The following is a 16,602-nucleotide window of genomic DNA, read 5'->3' on the forward strand; positions in this document are numbered from 1 at the left end:
ATTTATGCAGGTAGAAGAGAGGTAATTGCAAGAGTGTGGAGAATATACAAAGGGTGTAATTGTATATTTCTGTAAATAAAAACAATTGACTCTTTGGGAGTGTGAAAATGAACAAGCTCAAAACCATAACTCGTCTACTAATTCCATCTGTAACCGTGAGTGTGATGATATTATCATCAGCTTCCGCAACTGCTGCCCCTGGCAAAGCCGCTCAAAAACAACAGATCTTACAGTCTACTTCCTTAGTTATTGATCACCAAGCAGCAAACATGAGTGTCCCGCCTATCCTATTTAAGGATAATTTATTGCTTCCGGCCAAGTCCTTTTTTGATCTCGTTGGAGTCAACGTCACACTAGTTAAAGATAAGTTGACTGTATCTAAGGGGAACGTACGTGTGGAAGGAAAGTTAAACTCATTAAAAGCAATTAAAGGTAAACAAACCTTTGCTCTTCCCACAGCACCAGTTGTTCTAAATGGCCGCTTGTATGTGCCAGTTCGAATTGCTACCTTGATTCTTGGCCAGGAAATAACTTATGACCGCGCTAATAGACAGATCAAAGTTGGATATAGTGAAGCCCAAATGCATCAATTTCAAAGGCTGCTTTATGAAGCCGCCCGTAGTGGGGATACAGCAACAATAAAGACCTTGATAAGCCGCGGAGTGAACGTGAATCTAATATTAAAAGAGTATGGGGATAGTACAGCTCTGGATTACGCGATTTTTTTTAATCGGACAGAAGTTGCCCAAATTCTACTTGATCAAAGTGGAGAATTTAAGCCTAAAGATGCCCTTGGGGTGATTGAGTCGGGCAATGCAAAAATGTTGGAATTGCTCCTCAAGCATGGCCTGGATCCTAACTATAATTGGAACTCAACGGGTTCAATGTTAACTATAGCTTCCCAGGTAATAAATTCAGTTCAGGCAGATCATTCTGAAGTAGAGATACGCCCAAGCCTTCAACTTGTGAACCTTCTGCTAGATTATGGCGCCGATCCCTATGATGACGAATCACTTTCAGCCGCCGTTAACGCAGGCAGTTATGGAATTATACAAGCTCTACTGAATAAAGGGGCAGATCCTTACCGCCCAGATTCTCTAGGAGTTACTCCTTATGAAAGAGCACAGTCAAAAGGAATTGTTAGTTGGCTAACGCCTGGGACGACTCATGAAATCCCATCTTTTGCTATTCAGAATAACGATGGGACCCCTGCAAGGGAAGGTTCAGTTGCTATTACGAATAATAAAAATGGTATATCGGAAAAATCATTTGGATGGTCGGGAGATGAAGTCTTTCTTGATATTCCTGACGGAGACTATAAATTGATCAATGTGTTGCAGCGAAACACTTTATATCGGTTTCCGGTGAATTCATTTATTAGCATAGATCATGGAGTGATCAAACCCGCATCTTTAAAACTCCCAAAAATTAATATAAAAGGGACAATCACCGGAACAGGCCAGGACATTAAGATTGGAGTTTTATCCATTAAAGACAATAATGGGAGCTATTCCTTTTTTGTTATAGAGGATGGTCGATTTAATCTATCATTACCCCCAGGAACTTATCATCTTGGTGAATATTCAGCTCATCAACAAATGTTCAAATTGGAGGGCCCTACTGATTTTACAGTTAGCGAAGATTCTCCAGTCCAGCAGATGACTTTTAATATTCAATTGGATAGTTCCAAATGAGAGATCGAGTTCATCAGGCCCTGTTTTAACCGCTCCGTTGCTGGCATAAGCGGCAGACGTACCCGCTCAGTGGCGATTACCCCTTGCTGGGCAAGCAGCCATTTGAGCGGGGCGGGAGCAGGCTCCTCAAATATAAGTTGGATCATAGATTCCAGCTGATTAAACATTTCACCTGACCCGTTCTGATCTCCAGCTGCAAAACGCTGATATGCCTCAATAAAATGCTGGGTGTGAACATTAGCGGATGCAAGCATGCCGCCTGCGGCCCCTTGACACAACATCTCATGAAAGTAGGCATCCTCTCCGCAAAGTAATGGTTTTGTATCATACTGCTTCAAAGCTGTGAGCAGATCAAGTCCCCCAGAGCAATCCTTTATACCGATCACTTCTTCGATATCCATAATTCTTCTCATGGTATCCACGAGGATCCGAGTTCCTGTACGAGCAGGTATTTCATACACCATAACAGGTAAACCAACTTGCGATACCTTCCGAAAATGTTCCAGAATGCCTTCCTGTGTCGGCCTACTATAGTATGGAGTAACCACCATCGCTGCATCCGCTCCTAAATCAGCAGCCATTTCCGTTCGTGCAACTGTTAAATAAGTGTCGTTTGTTCCCGTTCCGACGATGATTGGGATGTTTTTATGCATAGTGACCAGAATGTCCTGTGCAGCTTTAATCAGTGTTATTACTTCGTCCCAGGTGACGGTTGGCGACTCTCCTGTAGTACCGTTAATAACCAGACCTTGAATATCGTAGGTGGCTAGATGAGTGATGTAATTTTGGTAAGAGTCAACATCAAGCTGGTTGTCATGCGTAAAAGGAGTAATTACCGGAATGAAAATACCATGAACATGTTGTTCGTTCAGCATGATAGAAAGATCCCCTTTCAGTTGAAGTGGATCTAATGTAACATAGTTCTCTGCATCATAGTTATCTATAATACTCGATGATTACTATCAATATTTTCGATGAGGTGGCATGTATGGATTTCATCTATCTGCGGACTTTCCGGGAAGTGGCGATCCGCCAGAGCTTTACAAGAGCAGCAGAGGCACTTGGCTATGCCCAGTCTAGCGTCACTGCCCAAATACAAAAGTTAGAAAAGATTTATCAAGTACAGTTATTTGAGCGTTATAGCAACAACAAAATCCGTCTGACCTCATCCGGGGAGGAATTATTCAGACTTGCTGGACAAATGCTGGAGCTTTGGGATCAATCCAGGGAGAAGATGGCCGCACAGGGAGGGGGTACAATGACTATCGGCAGTATAGATTCTATCGCTTCATATTTTCTGGCTCCCTTTATACAGACAACCCGACAGAAATATCCAGAGCTAAACGTACGCTTACATACAGATCGAGAAGAGCTCATTGTGCAGCAGGTAATCGAAGGTAACGTTGATGTGGGGCTTATTCTCGCTGATGACACCAATGACCCGACCTTACAATGGATCACCATTAGGGAAGAACCGCTGGTTCTAATTGTCAATCCCAAGCACCCGCTTGCGGACAGAAATCGCATTGAATTAACGGATTTTGTTGATGCAGAGTGGATCATGCCCGAACATACATGCAATTATCGGCAGCTCTTAGAGAGACTGCTTCGTTCTAACGGAATCGCTTATCGTATTGGTCTGGAACTTGGGAATCCCGAAGCGATTAAGAGGAATATCAAGACAGGTACTGGCATATCCATACTGCCCCAAATGGCTGCAATCGAGGAGATTGAGCGTGGTGAACTGAAGGTACTGCCCCTTAAAAATATTGAACTCAAGCTGGACATTCAGCTCGTTATGCATCCGAAGAAGTGGGTTTCAAACGCACTACGCTATTTTCTGGAACAATTACAAACAAATGAGACATTCGATTCTCGTTCAATTTAGAACAGATTACTCCGAACAGACCAGATGCGTAATCAAGCGTGTAATATATAAAGCCAGGATGACTATTTTCGAGATATTAATTTCTGGGGGGCCATCATGGTTGAACTTATTAAGGATGTAATGGAAGACATGAACAAGCAGCTAGACCGAATCGAACGAAGCTTAAATTTGCTGACCGACGAACTTATTTGGAAGCGATTGAAAGAATCCATGAATAGTATCGGGAATCTATGCCTGCATTTGGCAGGGAACGAATATCAGAATATAGTGAGCGCCATCGGCAACAAGCCATTCATACGGGAACGCTCACGCGAATTCACTACTACAGAAGGATTGTCAAAGGATGAGCTGATTGGTCTTCTGCGCAAGACTCGATCCGAATCGGGAAGTGTGTTACGTGCCTTGGAAAATGAAGATCTATCACGAGAGGTCACCGTCCTATATGGACTGGATGACTGGAGGAGAATGCACCGAATTGATTCTCCTGTCGATGAAGCCCGCGATACAAGATTAGTTGGCCGACTACTTGTTCAGGTCTCTGCACATTACGGGTACCATGCGGGGCAAATTGTAGTAATCACCAAAATGTTATGTGATACGAGTGAGAATGTAACGGGGCAATACCACTAACTCAAGCAAATAAATTTTTTAACATTAATAGTGAAAGGTATGATATTTTGATGATCCGACTTGAGCAGTTTGAACGTACTGACTTTGCCCAGCTTATGGAATGGATAGATACTCCAAAGTTATTATTTCAGTGGGGTGGTCAAACCTTTAGTTTTCCCCTAGATGAGCCTCAATTGAATAACTACATCAATAATACACAACCCCAAAACGCTCAAGTGCTTATATTCAGAGTCGTACTTGAAGAGAACAATGAGGTAATTGGGCACATCAATTTACAAGTTGATGGGGTGAATAAGTCTGCAAGAATAGGTAAGGTTTTGGTTGGAAAAAGAAGCTTAACAGGACAAGGTATAGGGCAATTGTTGATGAAAAAGGTTTTAACCATCGCATTTGAAGAATTAAAACTACACAGAGTTAGTCTGGGTGTGTTAGATTTCAATCATGCCGCTATTGCCTGTTATGAGAAGGTCGGGTTCGTTAGGGAAGGGGTAATCCGGGAGGCGCGGAACATGGATAATACATTCTGGAGTGTGTTGGAAATGAGTATGCTAGAAAATGAATGGTTTGAAAAAAGAGAAATTGTTAGTGTAGAGGCATGAAACGGGGGATACCCCGTTTAAGGGTATGGAGGTATATTGCATACAGTAAGCAAGTGACAGATATACATACTGATGCAGGTTTTAAAGTGACGTAAAACTATATAAACTTAAAGGAGTAACTCTCATGAAATTTAAGATTCGCAATTACAATAACAAGGACGCTTTTTTAACAAATCATATCCAGATAAACGAATAAGAATTAGCCGTACTTGTTCTTATATAGATCTAAATTCAATTGATTTTTATTACAATAAGGATTAATCACTCCTTAAATTACATGATCATGAGACGTTATTTAACAAAGCCACTCCCAGAGTACCAGGTTATTAATGAAATTGAAATTAAGAGATGGGCTATGGAGACGGCCGAAGAGAGAGAACTATATACAGGCTGAGAAGGATGGCTTTGATGGGGAGTATTGGAGTGCAGCTAGACTAAAGTGGTTTAGGAGTGGGTCAGAATGGGAACGTTATGCGCAATTACTTTAGTATTATACAAAGGTGATTTTCCACCGATATGTGAACTATAACAAGGCAGATGAATTTCTCGGGTGAGATAGATAAATTCAAAAAATGAGATTGAGGTGATGTTCGGATGAGACGGTTACGATATCAAGTTGCATGTAGTCTGGATGGCTTCATCGCAGGGCCTGAAGATGAGTTCGACTGGATTACTCCAGAGCCATCTTTTGATTTTGAAGCGCTTCATGCGCGGTTCGATACAATACTTATGGGTCGTCGGACTTACGAGATCGTACATTCTATGGGTGAAGACTTTCCCGGAAAGCAAGTGATCGTCGCCTCGCGATCACTTCGGCAAGAAGATCACCCTGATGTTGAGGTCGTGAGCGAGGGGCTTGAAGCGCGAGTTCGCGAGCTTCGCGCGCAATGTGGTCGAGATATCTGGCTCTATGGCGGAGGGGAACTCTTGTCCCAGCTTCTCGCGTGTAATCTTGTAGATACGGTTGAACCAGCGATCATCCCGATCCTTTTGGGAGGTGGGGTTCCACTGCTCGCTTCGGACGGAGTACGTCGACAATTGTTACTTGTTGGGCACCACGTTTATCCAAGCGGAATGGTGCTCCTCGAGTACGATGTGCAAAAGTCTGCAAATTCGAATAGTTAAGGCTGACCTGGATTATTATACAAGGAACAACAAAATAAGATATATGAGAACGGAAAATCGAAAGCCTAAATATAATTCAGGTAGTGCTTGATTTATGAAGGTTATTTGAAAGGGACAGTAACAGCGCATAACAGTGCAATACCACAGCGGTCGCTACACTCCCTTGTTCACCAAGAGGGACTTCTGTAGAAGTTTCAGGCGACATATCCAATCAGCTAAGTGGCGGGGCCCCCCGGACGTTCGGTCTTTAAGCCGTCTGGACGTCGGTAATGCACGAACGTAATACGAAATTCTACGGGAGAAAACTATGAAGAAGATAAAACTCTTATGTGGTTACTACTATATTGGACTTGTAATAGGATTCTTCAAAAAACAAGAAATTATTCAATGGGCTGATAGTGTTATCGAAAATGAAGAATTTCCTCATGAACTTATTGATTTATCACTGTCAGTAAACAAGTCAATTAGTGAAATTGCTTCCTTGTTAAAAAGATGTTATGGCGAGAGTCGAATTGTTGAACCACTGTATAAGATAATAGGTGAGCTTGTTTCTGAATATGAGAATGGCCAAATCACTGATGATAGATTTTTTTCTTATCTACAGAGTTTGCACCTTCAGGGAAACGCTTTTGAGATGGAAGAGGATTTATCATATAAATTGCATCGGTTAGATGATGGATATTACTTAGCAGCTCAAGGCATCTATGGAGATGTAAAGATTTTAAGACAAGAAGCACTAGAGGAATTAAGCGATTATAAAGAATATGTAGGTGTATTCGATAAACCGTAGAACTTAGTCCGACACCGTATTCTGGGCATCGATCTTGTGCCCCTCGGTCCGCCCGACGGATCTCGAGTAAGTGAAGCATGCGGACAACCCGCACATGACTAACTGCGAAAAGCACACCTACCCCTTCCGAAAGCTTAAGTCGGTGGGGTTCGTGAACACAAGAATGTTATACGAAATTGGGCAACCCGATATAGATCAAATTCAAATTAACACTATCAAGAGGTGTTTCCCTTGCCACATGTCAAAATTAGATGTACTGGCTTAATTATTAAAGATAATTTAATTCTATTAGTTGAGTATGATCATAATGGAATCCATTACAATCTACCCGGCGGAGGATTAGAGCCTGGAGAAACAATAGTTGAGGGTGTTATTCGAGAAGTATATGAAGAAACCCGCGCAGAAGTCGAAGTCGGTGAATTAGCTCTAATATATGAGTTTGCGCCTCATAAACAATCAGGCGACTATAATGTAAATGAAAGACATGGATTACATCTTATATTTGAATGCAAATTAATAAATAATTCGATCCCCAAACTTCCTCGTCAACCAGATCCTCACCAAGTCGCAGTTAAGTGGATTCCAGTAGATAAGTTAGAATCGCTACTTTTAATACCGAATATCTCGAAACAAATAAAAGAATATGTAAACAATAGAAGAACTATAGATCTTATTGAAGATCATCAATTAGAAAGTTTGAAGTTATTAGAAGAATAGAGAGCGGGTGAGTATTTCAAAGAAGGTCCCAGCTTCTTATAACACCATATTCACGCATCGGCCCATTCGCCCCTTTGTCCGGCAGAGGGATTACGGGGAAGCGGCAGCAATTGGACAACCCTGCACTGGCTAAGCCGTAGGACGCGAGGCATACGCCCCGTATGTAGGTGAGGGTTCGTGAATACAAGAAAGTTATGTGAAATTGATTAAGGGAGATAAACGATGTATTCAGAGCATTTATTTATTGGCATGGAAGAATACAGGAATGCTAAAGAAATGAAAGAATATTATAATGGTTCTAAATAATCAAGGTGTTGAAAATATTGATCAGAACTTATATTTATTGCAGGAATAAAATAATGGTTAAAGTAGATTAGAAAAGAATCAACTTCACATAACACAGTATTCACCTGCAGGACTTCCGCCCTTTGGTTGTCAGATGTATAATCATGGAAGAAGGTCAGACAGCAAACGACCCAGCCTAAGATAGGAACTATCTAAGGCTGGGTCGTTTCTTGAATACAAGAACATCATAGGAAATTTTCGCAAGGCAAAACCATAGAAAGGTAATAACTCTGATGAGGATAATGATCATAGGTTCAGGCGGTTCGGGCAAGTCGACTTTTGCTAGAAAACTTGGGGAGGTAACTGGGTTACCTGTACACCATTTGGATGCATACTTTTGGCGTCCTGGTTGGAATGCGACACCGAATGAAGAATGGGATGAATTTCAACTTAAACTAGTGAAACAAGACCAATGGATAATAGATGGAAACTACGGAAGAACAATAGATTTAAGAATGAAAGCAGCAGATGTGATCATATTTCTTGACATGTCCCCGATAATGAACACATATCGAGTGTTGAAAAGAAGGATTATAAATCATAAGAAAGCAAGACTAGATATGAATGAGGGATGTCCCGAGAAGTTAGATTGGGAATTTGTAAAGTGGGTATGGACGTTCAGAAAAATGAAAAGACCAGGAATATTACTAAAGTTATCTGAGTATTCAAGAAGTAAGCGAATTATTATTATACGCAAACACAAAGAGGTTGAGAAAATACTAAAAGAGATAAAGACCAGTAGTGTAGGATATTTCAAAGAAGACGAGAACATCCTATAACACCGCATTCAAGCATCGGGCTTCGCTACTCGGTCCGCTAGAAAGATTTCGGGAAGTGGATTCAGCGTATAACCCCGCACCACATAACCGCTTCTAATGTGGTCCTATCGGGATTTGAGATGGTGGGGCGTAGTGATTGTACCAACGTTATGGGAAAACAGTAAAAATCATCTAATCCCATTCAGCCACGAATCATCTCCTCAGTACGTTTTCAGCTAAATAAGAAAAGTCTATGCGATAAATTAATAAATTTATAAATAGGAGATGAATAAATATGAACGTTTTAGATAATTTGCCAGAACCGATAAAGTTGAAGAGACTTATGAAAATCCATGCTTTATTAAATATAGTTCTATGTCGTGAAGAATGGACTCGTTACCATAGTTATTTTCCAGAGTGGAAAGATAAAATTTCAATGGCCAAGATTGATAATGGAGCAGGTGATCATTTGTTTATCCTATTTGCTCCTCAGGGGACCATTATAAAAGGTTTTGATCATGAGTCGGAATTAAGTCCATATGCGCGAGATGAACATGAAATATGGCCAGGGATTTATGACGGAGTTCCAAAGGAATTATTCTTATTACTTGAGGATGAAGCAATAAGAAAGGAGGATGTTACTTTCTGTATATGGCGTAAAAATTGTGATCTTGTATGGCAAAAGGGAGAGGTAGAGATTCCAGATGCAGAAGAAGACGGTTCTAATTTTTTATTAGGTACAATTTTTCAAACACCAGAGGATTTTGTGATATTCGCGAAAGATTACTTTGACTTAACGCCTCCACTGGATATTGTTGCGAATATATATAATGGGAATCCAATTTCGGCAGAGATGATTCAGATGTTAAATCCAGATTGTGATGTAGAGGAAGTTCTTCAAGAGTTAACGTCATTAGACTAATTATGTTAAGTGACATTAACCTTAATATGATCAAGAAAATAGGTTACTTTCAAGGCGGTTTACGAGAATGGAGGAAGTATATCTATGAATATTGGTTATTCTGGCACGCCGCTAGTAAAAAGGCTTGGAAACCTCCAATGACATTGATCTAGTTCATATATTCTCTAAAACCCAAGAGGAATTGTTCCCTATGTTGTGCTATTGATGAAGTATGGTCAGGATTAAAACTAGTCATACCCTTGAAGAATAGAAAATAAAGATATTGAGTTCATTATAAATATAACGAAAGGAAGTGTTCCATGTTTAAAGCTATTAACCTGACTATACGATTTATTTTGGAACTCGTCATATTGTTTGCAGTAAGTTACTGGGGGTTTCATTTTGGTTCTAATCTAATAATTCAGTTTGTTCTAGGTGTTGGATTCCCGCTGATTACCGCCATAATCTGGGGCAAGTTCATATCACCAAAAGCGACAATTAAGCTGCCAATCATAGGAATCGTATTCATCGAAATAATGATTTTTGGAGCTGCATTTCTGTGTTTACTAAGTAAAGGATTCAAAGTCTTTGCAATAATCTTTATCCTCGTGTCCTTGGTGAATAGATTCATAATTATTAAGTTTAATCATAGGCCTGAGGATATACTTAAATAAATTTATTGTAAATAAATTATAACCATGTTATTAATTGGAATATACATATTTTTAGTAATTTGGAGGGAATTCTGTGGGACATGATTCATTACCAGTGAATGAGTATCTTCAACTTTATTATCGCGGAATGTACAGCCATTCTATCGTAGAAGCTTCGGAAGCCGATCAAGGTAAATGGACAGGTAATGAACCACTGAATTGGCCGAATTTCAGACCTTTGAGCTCACAGACGCCAGGTGTAGCTTTTTTTCAGTCTAAACTTTACATGGCTTATAAAGGGGATGAAAGCAACCGAATCTACCTTGCCGTGATGGATGAGAATGGATGGCATCTAAATAAGCCGATTCACGAACTGACAAATGGTAAATTGAATCCGCTTACCACTAAAAGCCCCAGCCTCATTGTATACAATGATGTACTTTATTGTTTTTTTGTCGGGGAGCATCTGAATATTAATGTAATTAAGAATAGGGGTATTTCGGACGAGGACTGGACCTTTTGGAAAGGCAGCGAGACTAAAATCGTGGTACAAGGAAATAAGGGTGAAACCAAGACGGATGAGAAGATTGCACTTGCTGTTTTTGACAACCTTCTATATTTCATATATAAAGGTCAAGGCAACAATAAAATATATTCAGCCTTTATGGATCCCGAAGACAATTGCCATGGCGATCAAACTATCGTGATACAGCCTGGAAAAATAATTACGGAAACTACTAAAACCCCGGCTGCTGTTGCATTTCAGGATAAACTGTACGTCGCATATACGGCGAAACAACATCCTCATATGATTCTCATTGATTTTGACGGAAACAGTTGGCGTTATAATGATCTGTTTAACCATGGAGCAAAAGACACATCAAAAGGCAGCCCGTCCGCAATAGTCTTTAAGGAGAGCATGTATCTCTTTTACGTTAAAAGCGACGATATCTTTGCTTATCACTGCTTTGATGGTGAGGCATGGAGAAGAAATATTCGATTTGAGGGCATGGATCCAAAATCTTATGAAGCGCCCCAGCCTGTAAATTGCAAGCTTAGCTTCAAGAAAAACACCGAGTGGATGCGCTACATTCCTAATTACACCTTGATCTGCGACATTGCGATTCCCGGTAAGCATGACTCGGCAGCGATTAATAGCTGGAAAACCCCTTATGCTACGCAAGGTCTGTCCATAACCAAACAGTTAGAAGCAGGCATACGTCTGCTTGACCTCCGAGTAAGCATTCATAAAACAGATGGTCAATATTCTTTCATGACTTGTCACGGGAACTGGTCGCTTGGAGCAGACGTTAATGAGTATCAAACTCTGGAAAGTTTCTTGAAGGAATGTGTAGATTTTCTGGATCGTTATAAGACTGAAATGATTGCAATCCTTATAAAAGTTGATGATTGGCACGGTCTTGATCATACAATGGATGAAAAAAAAGCTGCACTTGCAGCAATGGCAAGCTTCTTAGACCAGCATTGCGGGCAGAGATTATTTAAGAGCAAGGATATGCCCAAGCTTGAGCAGGTAAGGGGGCGTATATATCTGTTAACGCGCGAGAATGACGCCCATGAACTGGATTTGGGTGCCCCCGTCTCTTGGGGGAAAACTCCGGTCTTGTTATCTTCTGAAGAACGGCGTGCTTTCGAAGTGTATGTGCAGGATGAGTATAAGGGGGAAGGTTATTATTACAATAAAAAATGGAAGCTGTTCATAGAAAGTTTCGAACATAAGCAACCGGGGCAGCTGCTGATCAACTTCGCTTCAGCTGTAGAAGCTGGTCTTCGAGGGGTATATTTGAATAAAAGTTACCTAGAATATCTTGGAGCCTATACGAACCAAACCCGCCCAGCGAATATTGCCTGGAGCTTCTGGGACTCTCCAGACAGTATGTATGAGACTGACAAATACAAATTCATCAATAATATCGATATGGTTATTGCGTCCAATAATAGATATACTGGGTACCCGGATAAATTCACAGTCACTAGTTGGAGTTGGTAAAAAAAGGCCGTTTCCAGGTGAAATACCGGGAAACGGCCGAGATAATTACTTTGTCAGTTCTCTAGTTCGGTACGGAATCGCGTACCACCTGTACCAAAGCTCTATACGTCTTACCTTGGTACTCAGCATCGATGTAGGTAATCCCTGCACGAATACCGTTAATATTCCCGTCTTGATCATAATCAACGATCGCCGGGTTCTCACTTTTGAAGGTGGTCGCTTTGGTTATGTCATGAATTTTTCCGTCTTTATCTTTGAAGATGGCTACCGTATCAACAGAAGTGCCCACCGTTAAGGAGTATTCCTCAGAATCCAGATAGAATGTTCCTTCGGTGACGTCGTTAACTACAATCTGAAGCTGGGTCGTATGCCCTTGATAGACGGCATGGACTATTGTGCTGCCTGGCTTTATGCCTGTAATGACACCCTTGGAGTCTACGGTGGCTATCTTCTCGTCCTCTGAGGTGAAGGATACAGGTCCTCTAAAGACCTTTTCCGCTCCATTGGAGTAGCGGGCTTTTACGGGAGCAGTTGTTCGTTCGCCGATGACAAGTCTGGCATTCGGATCTGCGAATGAGATTCCAGTCACAAGCGGGTCACCTGGCGGCCCATCAGTTCCTGCGCTCTTGGTTACTTGTATCGCGAACTTATCCTCACCTGCTTCAACAGCTCCCATGAGTACAAATTTACCATCTGGGGATATGGTTCCTTGATCAAGTCCGGATAAATTGGGTTCGCTAAAATAAATGTTGGCTACAACCTGTCCATTGTCATCAAGCTTTAAATCAGCAGACCTGGTCTGCGTATTGGGATACTCTCCCGTTGTTTGATTACCAAGTAGTACGTAACCCTGGCCATAGGGGGAGACTTTATAGAAGTACTGGCCATCTAAAGCTTCATAAGACTCTTCCCACAACACTTTACCGGATGATTCCAGTTCGGTTAAGTAATTAATCCCGTCCGGCGCTCGGCTGGCGACTAAGTAATTACTCTGTTTTGTTGAAAGAATAGAATAGGCATCGCGACCAGCCGGGGGGAGCTTCTTGGTCCATAACTCATCCCCGTCTGGGCTAAGCTTGGTAATAATAGCTCTATCATTCTCATTGCTGCCTACATAAGTTGTGATCGTACCGACAGCAATGGAGCCGCCATCCGTTGTAGCTACGATATCATTGTAGTTCTGGTTGCTCTCGAACCGATAGCGTTTATCCCACACGAGCTGCCCATGGGCATCCGTCTTCAGTACATAAGCTAAGTCCTCACCAGAAATGGAGAGAGTTGCGCCGGTAACAACGAATCCGCCATCGGTAGTCTCGGCTACTGAGTTCCCCGACTTATTGCCTCCACCGTCAAATTCTTTCTCCCATTCCAGAACCCCTTGAGCACTGAGCTTAGCCAAGAAGACCTGGTTACGCGGACGATCGTCCTGGATTCTGGTGGTCCCACAGACCACAATCCCGCCGTCCTTAGTCTCAATAGCTTTCAAAGGCTGGGTGTATTCAGACAAGCCATGCTGAAGTTTTTGCTGCCATTCAATTCTACCAGCAGCATTCAGCTTAAGGATGTAGGCTCTGGTACTGCTGATGGATTGATCCTTACTGTCCGCTGTTACAATATAACCTCCGTCTGAAGTTGGGATAATGCTCCGTCCAAGTAAATAATACTGGTCTTTTCCGTATTGATATGACCAATGATCGGCATCTCCATGGTTCGGATTATCGAACACCTCTACGTTTAACTGGGCCCGGTAGCCTTTAAATTCTGCATGAATCGTAGTGCTACCCGGCTTAATTCCTGTTATGATTCCGTCGGGGTCAACCGCCGCTATTCCACTATCGTCTGAGGTGAGGGAGACGGAGTCTTTGATAGCTTCTTTGGACCCATCCGAATAATTAGCCATGATGATCGCCGCTGCGTGCTCCCCGACAGCTATTGTCTTACTGGTATCAGGAAAGCTGATCCCCTCCAAGATGCGTTCTCCAGGCTGGCTGTTTGGTCCTGCGAGCTTGGTCACCTGCATGAAGCGATTATAATCTGCGCCTTTCACCTCGCCTAACAGTACAAATCCACCATCTTGTGAAGCGGTTAACCCAGTCATGTGATCAAAGCCTTTGATGGTAAAATCCGATATGTTCCGCGTATCACCGGTATTATTCAACTTTAAAAGCTCATATTTTCTTTCTTGAACATCAGAGGTATTTGTCTTATATTCCGAGAAAAGGGCATACCCATCTTCAATCTGGACCACTTTATTTACAAAGTTACGGTCTGGTGAGGAAGCGAGCTTTTTCTCCCATTTTTTATTGCCGTTTGAGTCTATTCTGGTTAAATAATAATCATCCCTAGAAGATTTGCTATAGATCACATATCCGCCATCCCCTGAGGGGGCGATTGAGGAGGCTACGCGCAGGGAATCCGGTGTAGACATTCTCTTGGTCCATGCCTCAGTTCCATCTGCATTTAGCTTGGTGATAAGTGCACCCTTGTTAGGATCGTTGAAATAAAGGTCGTACTGGGTGCCAACGGAAATGGAACCGCCATCTGGCGTAGCGATAATATCCGTATAGGACTGCTCATCACTAAATTTAAGCTTTTTGAGCCACACCTGCTGCCCTTGAGCATCTGCTTTAAGGACAAAAGCTTGCTGGACATCCTGTCCGCCAAAGCTCTCACCCGTAATTACGAAGCCGCCATCTTTTGTCTCTGCCACGGCCAACGAGTGTACATTAAAACCAGAGTCAAATTCTTTCTCCCATTCCACATTCCCTTGAGCGCCAAGTTTTATTAGCAAAATATTGCTTATTCCGCTTTCACTTTGAGTACTCCCCGCAACTAGAAACCCACCGTCTTTCGTCTCAATGGTCTTATCGGCTGATGTAAATTGGCGATTATCATACTGAATTTTTTGTTCCCATTGGCTCTTACCCGCAGAATTCAGCTTCAGAATATAAGTTCTTCCTGTTGACGAACTGAAGTTGCCAGTAACAATGTAACCACCGTCAGAAGATGAGGTGATGCTGCGGCCCGTTAAGAACTGTTCATCCATGCCGAACTGGCGGGACCACTCGATGGCTGGCTTCTCATCATTTGATGAGGCGTAACCGACACCAGCTGAAATACTTAAAACAAGGGAAAGGCTAAGAAGAGCAGCACTACCTTTACGAATTAGGGTATAGAACACGACGATTGTCACTCCCTCCAAGATTTTGTTGATACGATGTTCTTGATCGAGGCTCTTCTCAATTATTCAGTAAGATCAAAAGATAAGATATCCCACTAACTTCATAAATTTGGTAAAAGTAGTGCCTTGGGATTAGAACAATGAATATGTCTTTTGTACAATTATTTTTTTGAGAAGCAAACACTATTGACGATCCAGCTACTACGTGTTACTTTGTAGTGGTAGTAAGTAACACTGAATACCAGTCTTACAGAGTAGCAAGGAGTGATCACGCTGGATAACCTAACGGAAATGCTCAAGGGAGTGCTGGAGGGCTGCGTTCTTGAAATTATTAGCCGCAATGAAACTTATGGCTACGAAATCACGCGGCGGCTGAATGCCCTCGGCTTCGCCGATGTAGTAGAGGGGACGGTATATACGATCTTGGTCCGGCTTGAGAAGAACAAGTTGGTGGAGACCACCAAGAAGCCATCCGACATGGGCCCCCCGCGAAAGTTCTTCGCGATTAATGAAGCAGGGCGTGAGGAGCTGAGAAGGTTCTGGGACAAATGGGCGTTCTTATCGTCAAAAATTAACGAGTTAAAGGGGGAGAAGTCATGAATTTCTGGGAAAAAATTACCGGCAGCGACATGACCAAGGAGTTTAAAGGCTTTGAATTACGAGCAAAGAAGCTGCCGGCAGATTATCAAGCTGCATGGGAAGAAATCAAAACAAATCTTTGGTCGTACTCTAATTTCACGGGTCGTAACCTCATGCCGATTCTTGACGGTGTCCTTGGTTTGCTTGAAGAATCGGCTGCGGACGGTCAGCGTGTAGAGGAGGTCTTGGGTGATGATCTCAAGGGCTTCTGTTCAGCTCTGGCCGGTGAAGAAGGGGCAAAGTCTTACCGCGACAAGTGGCGCCAACAACTCAATCATAATGTCGCCAAAAAATTAGGCAAATAGGAGGGCATTGAAGATGAGAATTCGAGATATCATCGAAGGCAAAAAAGAGTGGCGAGCCCATGTGGCCAGAGTCAGAGCGCTTCCGCAAGATTACCAGATCGTATATAAAGAAATGCAAAAATATTTCTTCAAAGTCGGCCCTGTGGAGTTAACCGAAGGAGCGGGTTTGCTGCAAGGGATTGTCGACCTATTTGAAGAGGGTGCAGCTTTGGGGAAAGGCGTGCTCGAAGTAACAGGTAGTGATGTAGCGGCTTTTTGCGATGAGCTGATCAAAGACTCAACAACCTACGCTGATGTCTACCAAGAATCCGTGAACCAGGAAGTTAACAGGGCCATTAAGAAAGCTACTGATAAAGCTAAATAAGA

At 42.2% G+C, this 16,602-nt stretch carries 16 protein-coding genes; 14 read left to right on the top strand and 2 right to left on the bottom strand.

The features are described 5' to 3' along the window. Positions 1–107: 107 nt before the first annotated feature. Complete coding sequence (locus ACEN86_RS10380) at positions 108–1,694, top strand: stalk domain-containing protein (protein ID WP_495630568.1); 1,587 nt, start codon at positions 108–110, stop codon at positions 1,692–1,694. Here the strand turns inward: ACEN86_RS10380 and dapA are convergent. After that, on the bottom strand, positions 1,673–2,569 hold the full coding sequence (dapA, locus tag ACEN86_RS10385; RefSeq protein ID WP_495630569.1) for a 4-hydroxy-tetrahydrodipicolinate synthase: 897 nt from the start codon (positions 2,567–2,569) through the stop codon (positions 1,673–1,675). The genes ACEN86_RS10380 and dapA overlap by 22 nt on opposite strands. 113 nt (positions 2,570–2,682) lie before the next feature. Here dapA and ACEN86_RS10390 point away from each other — a divergent pair, with 113 nt between their 5' ends. The 10 genes from ACEN86_RS10390 (at position 2,683) to ACEN86_RS10435 (ending at position 12,111) form a co-directional block, all read left to right on the top strand. After that, a complete protein-coding gene (locus ACEN86_RS10390; RefSeq protein ID WP_495630570.1) occupies positions 2,683–3,582 on the top strand; it encodes a LysR family transcriptional regulator in 900 nt (299 codons plus the stop codon). Between the two features lie 96 nt (positions 3,583–3,678). Next, positions 3,679–4,212, top strand: a complete 534-nt coding sequence (locus tag ACEN86_RS10395) for a DinB family protein (protein WP_495630571.1) — start codon at positions 3,679–3,681, stop codon at positions 4,210–4,212. Positions 4,213–4,262: 50 nt separating this feature from the next. Further along, positions 4,263–4,811 carry a GNAT family N-acetyltransferase gene (locus tag ACEN86_RS10400; RefSeq protein WP_495630572.1) on the top strand — a complete coding sequence of 183 codons (549 nt, stop codon included), beginning with the start codon at positions 4,263–4,265 and terminating at the stop codon, positions 4,809–4,811. A gap of 594 nt (positions 4,812–5,405) precedes the next feature. After that, entirely contained in the window at positions 5,406–5,936 is a 531-nt protein-coding gene (locus ACEN86_RS10405; RefSeq protein ID WP_495630573.1) for a dihydrofolate reductase family protein, read from the top strand. Positions 5,937–6,243: 307 nt separating this feature from the next. Beyond that, on the top strand, positions 6,244–6,726 hold the full coding sequence (locus ACEN86_RS10410; RefSeq protein ID WP_495630574.1) for a hypothetical protein: 483 nt from the start codon (positions 6,244–6,246) through the stop codon (positions 6,724–6,726). Between the two features lie 231 nt (positions 6,727–6,957). After that, positions 6,958–7,443 (top strand): NUDIX domain-containing protein, encoded by a 486-nt coding sequence (locus ACEN86_RS10415; protein WP_495630575.1) that lies wholly within the window; start codon positions 6,958–6,960, stop codon positions 7,441–7,443. Between the two features lie 578 nt (positions 7,444–8,021). Then, positions 8,022–8,567 carry a DNA topology modulation protein gene (locus ACEN86_RS10420; protein WP_495630576.1) on the top strand — a complete coding sequence of 182 codons (546 nt, stop codon included), beginning with the start codon at positions 8,022–8,024 and terminating at the stop codon, positions 8,565–8,567. Between the two features lie 274 nt (positions 8,568–8,841). After that, a complete protein-coding gene (locus ACEN86_RS10425; protein ID WP_495630577.1) occupies positions 8,842–9,468 on the top strand; it encodes a hypothetical protein in 627 nt (208 codons plus the stop codon). Positions 9,469–9,767: 299 nt separating this feature from the next. Continuing rightward, on the top strand, positions 9,768–10,121 hold the full coding sequence (locus ACEN86_RS10430) for a YrdB family protein (protein WP_495630578.1): 354 nt from the start codon (positions 9,768–9,770) through the stop codon (positions 10,119–10,121). 73 nt (positions 10,122–10,194) lie between these two features. After that, on the top strand, positions 10,195–12,111 hold the full coding sequence (locus ACEN86_RS10435) for a phosphoinositide-specific phospholipase C-related protein (RefSeq protein WP_495630579.1): 1,917 nt from the start codon (positions 10,195–10,197) through the stop codon (positions 12,109–12,111). 61 nt (positions 12,112–12,172) lie between these two features. On the opposite strand, the gene ACEN86_RS10440 is transcribed toward ACEN86_RS10435, so the two are convergent. Beyond that, entirely contained in the window at positions 12,173–15,304 is a 3,132-nt protein-coding gene (locus tag ACEN86_RS10440; protein ID WP_495630580.1) for an Ig-like domain-containing protein, read from the bottom strand. A 279-nt stretch (positions 15,305–15,583) separates the two neighbouring features. Between ACEN86_RS10440 and ACEN86_RS10445 the strand changes: the two genes are divergently transcribed. The 3 genes from ACEN86_RS10445 to ACEN86_RS10455 are packed head-to-tail and all read left to right on the top strand — an operon-like array spanning position 15,584 to position 16,600. Then, positions 15,584–15,892 carry a PadR family transcriptional regulator gene (locus tag ACEN86_RS10445; RefSeq protein WP_495634275.1) on the top strand — a complete coding sequence of 103 codons (309 nt, stop codon included), beginning with the start codon at positions 15,584–15,586 and terminating at the stop codon, positions 15,890–15,892. Beyond that, positions 15,889–16,236 carry a DUF1048 domain-containing protein gene (locus ACEN86_RS10450; protein ID WP_495630581.1) on the top strand — a complete coding sequence of 116 codons (348 nt, stop codon included), beginning with the start codon at positions 15,889–15,891 and terminating at the stop codon, positions 16,234–16,236. Before ACEN86_RS10445 ends, ACEN86_RS10450 begins: the two co-directional genes overlap by 4 nt. Before the next feature lie 13 nt (positions 16,237–16,249). Next, positions 16,250–16,600, top strand: a complete 351-nt coding sequence (locus ACEN86_RS10455; protein WP_495630582.1) for a DUF1048 domain-containing protein — start codon at positions 16,250–16,252, stop codon at positions 16,598–16,600. The last annotated feature ends 2 nt before the right edge of the window (positions 16,601–16,602 follow it).

The organism is Paenibacillus sp. Paensp111 (genome assembly GCF_059492195.1).